Below are 10,133 nucleotides of genomic sequence, written 5' to 3'. Positions count from 1 at the left end.
GCGACCCTAGTAGCGATACAGAAAGGGCTGACCGCATTCGCGTGGGAATACGGCCAGCCCTTTCGAGAAGCCTCGCGTGATCAGCCGCCGATGATCTTCGCGGCCAGAATGTCCGCGCCCTGCATCGCCTCACCAGCGTTGACGGTCTTCACGCCGAGCTGCGCGAGCGCAGCCGACATTTCGTTGGACTGCTGGCTCCAGTTGACCTGGACCTGCTGGAAAGCCTCGGCGCCCGCGCCCCCGAAGTTTTCACTCATGAACGCCTGGAACTTGCGCTCCATGTCCTCGAGTTCGGAGGTGATGTTCTTGGCAACGGTGTGGAGCTGACTACCGCCGTCGTTGATGCCGCCGAAGTTGTATGAGATCGAGCCGAAGTCGGCCATTGTTTCCCCTTATGAATGTCTGTAATCAGAATAGGTCGGACGAGCTCACCGTCACATGTTCAGAAGCGAATCCACCTCTTTGAGGTGGTGCAGCTGATCCATTTCGACGTGACCATACTTCTTGTTGACATCCTGCAAGTTGTCGGCGTTCTGCAGGAGACTGTCGTTCATCCGCTTCGCCGCGTCCAGGAAACGTTCGAACGTCGCCTGAAGGGCATCGCCCGCCCCACCCTGCAGGTGATGCGCCAACTCTCCCGCCGTGGCACGGGCGGTCTGCACGTGGCCGTCGATGGTGGTGTGAAGATCGTTCATCTGCCTGATGAAGTCGTCGAGTTTTCCACCATCGAGATTGAATGACTGCGCCACAATAAGCTCCTCTGGTTTGTCCTCACCGTCGTCCGCTGATGACGGCACTGGTGGTCTCTACATGAAAGTTGGACGCAGCCCGAGCGCTGCCGGTTCCAACGATTTGCCTCGAATAGGCCGAGCCAGACCAAGCGATCGGCTACTCAAACGGTCATACGTCATGATCGACGGTTTGCCACCTCCCCCTTCGACATCGGACAGCTGCCACTGACCGAGAGTGTCCAATTGGCACCTAGCGTGCCATCTCTCGGACGGGTTGTCCACAATCATTCGGGGCTCCAGGCCGTTTGGATGAGACTGGACCCCGCGCGCGTCGCCAACGTGCCGCGGCCCGGCGGCATTTCGCTCGGCCGGATGCCGGCCAGCAGGACGCCCTCCTCACGGTTGCCGCTCATGATGAGAGCGGTCGTGCCCACATCCTTCATCCTCGAGACCAGCGGCTCGTACAGTGCTCGGGAGGCTCCACCCGATCTCCGGGCGATGATCAGATGGAAGCCGATGTCCTTTGCGTGCGCGAGGAATTCGGCCAAAATCCCGAGCGGGTTTCCACTCGACGTGGATACCAGGTCGTAGTCGTCGACAACGACGTAGACCTCAGGCCCGGTCCACCACGAACGATCACGCAGCTGTTGCTGAGTCACGTCCGGCCCCGGCATCCGCTTACGAAGCAGGCCCGCCAGCTCGGCCATCATCTTTTCGAGTATCTCCGAGGAGGGCGCGTAGCCGGCCAGATGATCGGTCTCGATCACACCCAGCAGGGTTCGGCGATAGTCGCCCAGGATCAGCTTGGCCTGTGTAGGTGTGTTCGATTCGAGGATCCCCCTGATCACGCTGCGCAACAAGTTCGTTTTACCGCATTCGCTGTCACCGAAGATCAAGAAATGCGGCTGCTCGGACATGTTCAGCAGGACCGGCGCAAGCTCGGATTCGTTCAAGCCGATCGGGATCTGCAGGTTCGGGTGCCGAGTGTCCACACCTGCGGGCCAGTTGCCGAGACTGCGAAGAATGTCCTCGCGCGTCAGCAATTCAGGCAGCATGCGAACCTGCCGCGCCGGTCGACCAGGCGTCATTCGCGCGATTGCTGCAACGGAACCCGCCACGCCCGTACCGAGATTCTCCGGATTCGAATCCCCGTCCACACGAGGCAAAGCCGTCAGCATGTGCTTTGCGTCCGGAGTCATACCGCGCCCCGGCCGGCCCTGTGGAACCAAGGCGGCGACGCGACGGCCGAGATCGGAATCCATCGGATCACCCAGGCGAAGTTCGATGCGGGTGCCGATCTGGTCCTTGAGGGCGGGGCGCGCCTCGGCCCAGCGGTTCAGCGCGATCACGACGTGCACACCGTACGAGAGACCCTGCGTGGCCAGGTTCATGATGGGCTGTTCGAGGGCATCGAAATCCTGACGGATGGATCCGAAACCGTCGACCACCAGGAAGACATCTCCGAACAGGTCCTCGTGTGCGCCGGCGGCCGCGGGACTGCTCGACGGGTCGGTACCGCGCAGCCTGCGGAAGTCGGCCATCGATTCGATGCCCAGTTGGCGGAAACGCATTTCCCGCTGGCGGACGATCGTGGTCATCTCGGAGATGGTGCGGCGGACTTTATCCACATCCAGGCGCCCCGCCACCGAACCGACGTGTGGAAGGCCTTCGAGCCCCGCCAGCGTGCCACCACCGAAATCGAGGCAGTAGAACTGCACCTGTTCTGCGGTATGGGTCAACGCCATACCCATGATCAAGGAACGGAGTGCGGTCGATTTACCGGATTGGGGGCCACCGACGATGGCAACATTGCCTTGGGCCCCGGACAGGTCGATCACCATGGGGTCGCGGCGCTGATCGAACGGGCGGTCCACTGTTCCTATGGCGGTGCGCAAACTCGCGACGGGACTGTACTCACCGGTGAGGATCGAACGCGGAATGAGCTGGTCGAGTGTCGGCGCCTCATCCAACGGTGGCAGCCAGATTTCGTGAGCGGCGCGACCGTGTCCCTGAATGCGCGACACCAGCATGGCCAGGTTGGAGATCTTTTCGGCGCTTTCGTCCTGCTGGACTTCCTCGATCATGCTGGGCTCAGGAGGCAGTGGGAGCCGATCGCTGGCTCTGAACGGCACCTGCCCAGCGATAAAAGGCCGTGCAGCGATGTCGATCTCGCCGCCGACGATTCCTGCCTGGGTCACCTCGCGCTGCGATCCGCCACCCACGTAGGGGCCGGAGACGTAAGAAGCCTGAAACCGCTGAATCTCACCGGAATCGGACTTCAGATATCCGCCACCGGGACTGTTCGGAAGGTTGTAGGCATCGGGAACGCCCAGAACCTGGCGAGATTCGTTGGCCGAGAACGTCTTCAAACCGATGCGATAGGACAGATGTGATTCCAGTCCCTTGAGTTTGCCTTCCTCCAATCGCTGCGAGGCCAGCAGCAGATGCACGTGGAGCGATCGGCCCAGACGACCGATCATCACGAACAGTTCGGCGAAATCGGGGTGCTGACTGAGCAGTTCCGAAAACTCGTCGAGCACGACGAACAACGCCGGCATCGGGTCGAGGTCTGCTCCGGCAGCGCGAGCCTTCTCGTATTCGAGGACATTCGCGAAATTGCCCTTGTCACGGAGCACTTCCTGGCGGCGATTCATCTCGCCCCGCAGCGCATCCTTCATGCGGTCGACGAGGTCGGCTTCCTCCTCCAGGTTGGTGATGATGGCCGCCACATGCGGAACACCCTCCAAGCCCAGAAAGGTCGCACCACCTTTGAAGTCGACAAGCACCAGATTCAGTTGGTCCGGCGAATGCGTTGCCAGCATCGACAACACCAGAGTCCGAAGGAATTCCGACTTACCCGAACCGGTGGCACCGATACACAGGCCGTGCGGTCCCATTCCGCCCTCGGCCGCTTCCTTGATATCCAGGTAAACCGGCAAACCGTCGGCGCCTACACCGAACGGCACCCGCAACCGGTCGCGGCTGTAACGCGGCTTCCATCCGTTTTCCGGATTGAAGGTTCCGATATCACCCAGGCCCACCAGCTTGGCCCAGGTGTCGATGACCTCTCCATTCTCCTCGACCACGGTGTCGCCGCCGCGCTGGACGGCCGCCACCCGGAAAGGGGCGAGGCGGCGCGCGACCTGTTCGGCCTGCCGTGCGCTGATGCGGTCGATGAGAGCGAAGCGTTCCATATTGCCGGTGGCGCCGCGGCCGACGCATTCACCGTTCTCCACGACCATCTGGATGCCGCGCGAAACCGCCAGGCGCGGAGCGTAACTGCACAGATCGATGATGGTGACGCCCTCGTAGCCGGATTCCCGCAGCGAATCCTCTTCGGCCTCGAGCAGACCGCCGTCGACGATGATGACGATGTGGACCAGATTCTGATTGGCCGGCTGGTTGCGCGAATAGCGAACCCGGTTGTGCAGCAACGGGTTCAGGCCGTCCGCGAGTTCGCGGACGGAACCGTAGACCATGCGCTCGGTGCCCACGCCGTCCTGGGAATCCGGATGCTGTGTGTGCGGGAGCCATTTGGTCCACTCCCATTCGGCGGCGGTGTCGGGACCGCAAACCACGGCGACCAGAACCTGGTCCGGCGCCTGAAACATGCACAGCTGCAACAACATCGCGCGGGTCATATCGCGCGCCTGAGCGCGGTCGCCGTTGAGCTGGATGGTGGCGAAACCCTTGACCGCGATGGCGGTGGGCAAATCGGGAACCGTGGAATGTGTACGCACGAAACGACGCAGCGATACGGCCGCGATCGGCTCGAGTTCCTCGACGGGGCCGGTTTCCGGCGAGACCAGGCGGGTGGCCAGGCGCTGACCGCCCAGGCCGATGCGCGCGTGGCAGAAGTCCTTGTCCCCCGGACGACGTTCCCACATGCGGCTGGTGCCGGCCAGCATCCACACCAAACCCGGTTCGGGATGGCTCCATTCGACCGCCGCGCGCTGCTGGGAGGCGGTCTCGTCGACATCCTTGCGGACCTGGTCCAGGTAGCGCAGATAGTCCTTGCGGTCCTCGTTGGCCTCGGCGGCCTTCTGCCCCTTACCGCCCTGACCGGCGAACATGCCGACCATGGAGAAGACCATCATCATCGGGAACATCATGCTCATCGGGTTGGAGGCGATACCTCCACCGCGGGTGAACATGATGGCCATCATTCCGACCATGCCGACGACCATGACGACGGGCATCAGTTTGCCCATCAGACTGCCAGGTATCGCGCGTGGAATCTCCGGCGGCGGTTGCAGTGTCACTTCGCCGCCCGGTGACCTCGGAACCTCCCGGCGCGCACGACGCTGGAACCTGACAGTGCTCATCGACGGAAGATCCCCCTTCGGCGGCTGTACTGCGGACTCAGTGTAGAGGCAGCGGCCGACATGTCGTACAGTTCGACCAGCATTCTGCACGGATCGGCCGCGCGACCGCAAACCGGAGCGCATGCTGAAACACCAGGTAGAGACGGAGTTGGGGGAAGCGTGACGCACGCGCGACTGGACCATATCGAAGAGGATTCGAGCCGCGGAATCGTCCGGGCGCCCGATCTGGCGCGGGTGACCATTCTGGCCAAGCACACGCAGGTCGATATGGCGATTCCGGTCGACGTTCCGGTCGCCCTGGTCATTCCGAGCGTGGTCGACATGGTGGCGCAACACAGTCGCACCAACGACTTCGACAACAGCGGCGAACAATTCCAGCCCGCCGAATGGGTGCTCGCGCGCATCGGGCAGCCGCCGTTCTCCAATTCGCTCAGCCTGGGCGAGCAGGGTGTGCGCGACGGCGAACTGCTCATGCTGGAAAGCGCCGACCACGTCGCGCCCAGTCCGCTGTTCGACGACATCATGTACAACGTCGCGATCGCCGATGCCGACCACTTCCGCAGCTGGTCACCGCGGGTCGCGCGAATCACCGGTTCGATCATCGCGATCCTGACCATGCTCGCCGGATGCACGGGCCTGCTGGCGGCGCCGGATGCGATGGCGGGCTGGATCACCGGTTCCATCGCCGCGGTGCTGACGATCCTGCTGGTGGTGGCCGGCACGGTGATGAGCCGCATGTACGGCGACACCGCGTCCGCGCTGGTGCTCGGCGGCTGCGCGCTGCCGAGTGCGTTCGCCGCGGGCATGCTGATCGTGCCCGACCACTACGGCTGGGCGAATCTGCTGCTCGGCTCGGTTCTCGTCGGCGCGACGGCACTGCTGGCCTGGCGCGTCAGCGGCGTCGGTCTGGCTCTGTTCATCGGCGCCGCAACACTTTCCGTGTTCGCCGTCCCGGCGGCGTTGGTCGGCCTGCTGACCTCGCAGCCGGTCAAGGCCATCGGCGCGGTCGCCGCCGCGCTCGCGCTCGGCGCGCTGTCGCTGGCGCCGCGCGTGTCGATGCTGCTCGCGAAATTGCCACTGCCGCCGGTACCTTCGCCCGGCACTCCGATCGATCCCACCGAGGACGATCCCGACGACCACCGCGCACTGCCCACCATGGATGTGCTGCGCACGAAATCCGAACGCGCCCGGATGTATCTGGCCGGCCTGGTCGGCGCGACCACCCTGGTGACCGTGATCGGCGCGCTCGCCTCGACCGATCCGTCCGCGGACGGCCCCTATTGGCCCGGTATCGCACTGGCGCTGGTCTGCGCGGTGGTGCTGATGTTCCGCAGCCGCACCTACGTCAGCGCCGAACTGGCGGTGGTGCTGCTCGCCGGCGGTGCGGCCATCCTGCTGATCATGACCGTCGGCGCGGCCTTCGTGGTGGAACAGCCGCTCGCGGTGTTCGGCGCCGCCATGGTGATGCTCATCGCCGCGCTGATCCTGGGCACGATCGTGCCGAACCAGTCGGCGACGCCGCCGATGCGCCGCGCCGTGGAGCTGCTGGAATACGGCTTCGTGGCCGCCGTCCTGCCGCTGGTGTTCTGGGTAGCCGAGCTGTACACGCTCGTTCGATCGCTCTGAGCCGCGCATGAATCCGAAAATGTTCGGGCGCAGAGTAATTCGAGTCGCTGCCGTCGTCGCGATGCTGGGTCTGAGCGCCACGACGGGTGCGGGCGCCGCGATCGCGGACAAACCGGTGGTGAACCCGGGCGCGCTGCCGTCCGGCGGTAATCCGGCCCCACCGGATGCCACGGAGCAGCCGGCGAATTCACCCTGCGCCAGCACCAGCACCGGCGGGGACGGTCCGACCGTGCCGACCGCGCAGCGCAGTCTGGAACTGGACAAGGCATGGCAGTTCGCCAGTGGCGCAGGGCAATTGGTGGCGGTGATCGACACCGGTGTGATGCGCCATCCCCGGCTGCCCGGCATCATCCCGGGCGGCGACTACGTCTCCGCCGGCGACGGCACCGACGACTGCGACGCGCACGGGACCTTCGTGGCCGGCATCATCGCCGCGACTCGTCTTCCGGCACAAGGCTTTTCGGGTGTGGCGCCGCAGGCGCAGATTCTGAGCATCCGGCAGACCTCGAGCTACTTCCAGAAGAAGGGCGCGGGCCGCGACAAGGGGCCCGACGCCATGCCCGAGGGCTACGGGACCACCCACACCCTGGCGCAGGCGGTGCGCCGGGCGGCCGATATGGGCGCGACGGTCATCAACATGTCCGAGGTGGCCTGTCAGGCCGGGGCGATTCCCGACGACGACCTCGGCGCCGCGGTGCATTACGCCGCCGTCGAGAAGAACGTCGTGGTCGTCACGGCCGCGGGCAACAACGACAAATGCAAGGGGACCAACCCGGTCATCGATCCGCTGGATCCGAGCGCCGATCCGTGGACCAAGGTCGATATGAACGTCTCGCCCGCGCGGTGGGACGACTACGTGCTGTCGGTCGGCTCGATCGACGACAACGGCCAGCCCTCGAAGTTCACCGTGCCCGGCCCGTGGGTCGGCGTCGCGGCGCCCGGCGAGAATCTGACCTCGCTCGACCCGCACTGGGACGATCCGCGCAGCAAGGGGACGGCCGTCGCGAAGGTGGATCAGCAGGGCAAGGCCGAGCCCATCTCCGGAACCAGTTTCGCCGCACCGTATGTCGCGGGCGTGGCGGCCCTCGTCCGTGCCCGATTCCCGGAGCTCAGCGCGCTCGACGTCATCAAGCGCATCGAGGCCACCGCCCACGCACCCGCCGAGGGATGGAATCCGTATGTCGGATACGGCGCGGTCGACCCGGTGGCCGCGCTGACCGCGCAGGTTCCGAACTCGTTGCCGCCCAAGCGGCCCAGTGCCGCCAAGAGCTGGCAACTTCCGGTGCCGACCACGCCCCCGGCCCCCGATCACACCTCCCGCAATGTGGCGCTGATCGGAACCGGTGTCATCGGCGTGCTCGCCGTGCTCGGATATCTCGCCTCGTTCCCGCTGCGCCGCCGCTTCGGCGACCGCGGCGAGTGAGTTCACCGCGGCTCGCCGAACCGCCAGCGGGTCGCCCCGCCCGGCTCGACCGTCGACAGCGCCGTCGCCGCGTGCGCCGCGATGCGGTAGACGTACCAGGGCGGCGGGCCGGCCGACGGCGCGCTGAAGTCGGCGGTCAGGGCCGCGCCGGAATCGTCGACGCGGCACGGCCATCCCTCGGCGGCCCAGTCGGCGGCCCGCTGCGCTACCGTCGCCGGGTCGGTGACGCGTTCGGCCGTGCCGTTCACGCTGAGGTCGAACGTGTCCAGTGCGACGCTGAGCGTGCAGCGCGGATCACGAGAGATGTTGCGGGCCTTGCGTGTTCGCGGTCCGGTTTCGAACCAGAAGGCACCGTCCACCCACAGTGCGCCCACCGCGGTGACATGTGGGCTGCCGTCCGGATCGATCGTGGCCAGCCAGCAGGTGTGCCGATCGGGGCCACCCGTCCCGGGCGCCTGCGGGAATCCGGCGTTCAGACCGGCCACGACGGCGGACCAGTCCAGCGGATCGAGATCGTACAGTTCGGCGAGGTTGGTCGTCTGCATGGTGTCCATGGTGTTGCGACGAGGCGCGGCCGCCGTATTCATCGCCGGGCGCGCCGTCAATTCGTCCGTTATAGGCGATATGCCCTGGTCGGCGGGGTGAATCCGTCCGAGATCGACACGAGCGGCGCGGCGATGACTCAGTATTTCTGACAGCGGCGGTCCAGCGGTACGGCCGTCGCGGGTCGTCGCACGAGGGGCAGGAACAGCCATGACAGTCGCCGGCAGGCAACGTCTCACTCCCGATCAGCGCAATTCGTTCATCGCGGCCCAATTGGGCTGGACGATGGACGCCTTCGACTTCTTCCTGGTCGTCTTCGTCTATGCCGATATCGCCGCGTCCTTCGATATGCCGAAATCCGACGTCGCGTTCATCACCACGGCGACGCTGATCATGCGGCCGGTGGGCGCGCTGTTGTTCGGCCTCTGGGCCGACCGGGTGGGGCGGCGCCTTCCGCTGATCGTCGACGTCGCGTTCTATTCGGTGATCGGGTTCCTGTGCGCGTTCGCACCGAATTTCACTGTGCTGCTGATACTTCGGCTGCTCTACGGCATCGGCATGGGTGGCGAATGGGGACTCGGCGCGGCGCTGGCGATGGAGAAGATCCCCGCCGAGCGGCGTGGTTTCTTCTCCGGACTCCTGCAGGAGGGCTACTCGTTCGGCTATCTGCTCGCGTCACTGGCCTCGCTGCTGGTGATGAACTGGCTCGGCCTGTCCTGGCGGTGGCTGTTCGCGCTCTCGGTGATTCCGGCCCTGATCATCCTCGTGATCCGGACCCGGGTGGGTGAATCGGAGGCGTGGGAGAACAGCCGGGAACGTATGCGGCTCACCCAGACCTCGTTGCGTGACGTGGCGATGAATCCGGTCGTGATCCGCCGCTTCGCCTATCTCGTCCTCCTGATGACCGCGTTCAACTGGATGAGCCACGGCACCCAGGACATCTACCCGACCTTCCTGTCCGCGATCGACAACGGCGGCGCGGGATTGTCCTCGGCGACCGCGAAATGGATTGCGGTGGTGTACAACATCGGCGCCATCATCGGTGGTCTGGTGTTCGGCAGCCTCTCGCAGAAGTACGGCCGCCGCTACACCATCATTTTCTGCGCACTGCTCGGACTGCCGATCGTGCCGTTGTTCGCCTATTCGACGACCGCGGCCATGCTGTGCCTGGGATCGTTCCTGATGCAACTGGTCGTACAGGGCGCCTGGGGCGTCATCCCGGCACATCTGACCGAACTGTCGCCCGACGCTATCCGCGGCTTCTACCCGGGCGTGACCTACCAGCTCGGCAATCTGCTCGCCTCACTCAATCTGCCGATCCAGGAGCGGGTGGCCGAAAGCCACGGATATCCGTTCGCGCTGGCCGTCACCATCGTCCCGGTGTTGATCGCGGTGGCCTTCCTGACGCTGATCGGCAAGGAGGCCAAGGGGATTCGCTTCGGCACGAACGAGAGCGCGCTACCCGAGACGCCCGCCCGGCAATAG

General features: G+C 65.1%; 7 protein-coding genes. 3 read left to right on the top strand and 4 right to left on the bottom strand.

All coding sequences use genetic code 11. The features are described 5' to 3' along the window. Positions 1-80 precede the first annotated feature (80 nt). The 3 genes from AC5592_RS08185 to eccCa form a co-directional block, all read right to left on the bottom strand. Positions 81-383, bottom strand: a complete 303-nt coding sequence (locus AC5592_RS08185; protein WP_036498258.1) for a WXG100 family type VII secretion target — start codon at positions 381-383, stop codon at positions 81-83. Positions 384-434: 51 nt separating this feature from the next. Then, the gene (locus AC5592_RS08180) at positions 435-749 is read right to left on the bottom strand and encodes a WXG100 family type VII secretion target (RefSeq protein WP_036498257.1); all 315 of its coding nucleotides are present in this window, start codon (positions 747-749) and stop codon (positions 435-437) included. Positions 750-1,015: 266 nt separating this feature from the next. Beyond that, a complete protein-coding gene (eccCa, locus tag AC5592_RS08175) occupies positions 1,016-5,056 on the bottom strand; it encodes a type VII secretion protein EccCa (RefSeq protein ID WP_063063853.1) in 4,041 nt (1,346 codons plus the stop codon). 159 nt (positions 5,057-5,215) lie between these two features. On the opposite strand from eccCa, the gene eccD reads away from it, so the two are divergent. Beyond that, on the top strand, positions 5,216-6,682 hold the full coding sequence (eccD, locus tag AC5592_RS08170; RefSeq protein ID WP_063063852.1) for a type VII secretion integral membrane protein EccD: 1,467 nt from the start codon (positions 5,216-5,218) through the stop codon (positions 6,680-6,682). Positions 6,683-6,743: 61 nt separating this feature from the next. Beyond that, entirely contained in the window at positions 6,744-8,105 is a 1,362-nt protein-coding gene (gene mycP / locus AC5592_RS08165; protein ID WP_167331952.1) for a type VII secretion-associated serine protease mycosin, read from the top strand. A 2-nt stretch (positions 8,106-8,107) separates the two neighbouring features. On the opposite strand, the gene AC5592_RS08160 is transcribed toward mycP, so the two are convergent. Then, a complete protein-coding gene (locus AC5592_RS08160) occupies positions 8,108-8,650 on the bottom strand; it encodes a pyridoxamine 5'-phosphate oxidase family protein (protein WP_036498277.1) in 543 nt (180 codons plus the stop codon). A gap of 208 nt (positions 8,651-8,858) precedes the next feature. Here AC5592_RS08160 and AC5592_RS08155 point away from each other — a divergent pair, with 208 nt between their 5' ends. Next, positions 8,859-10,133, top strand: a complete 1,275-nt coding sequence (locus AC5592_RS08155) for an MFS transporter (protein WP_036498254.1) — start codon at positions 8,859-8,861, stop codon at positions 10,131-10,133.

The organism is Nocardia violaceofusca NBRC 14427 (assembly GCF_963869435.1).
GTDB classification, from domain to species: Bacteria; Actinomycetota; Actinomycetes; order Mycobacteriales; family Mycobacteriaceae; genus Nocardia; species Nocardia aobensis.
Note: the sequence above shows the minus strand (reverse complement) of the source record. Positions and strands in the feature narration are given on the sequence as shown.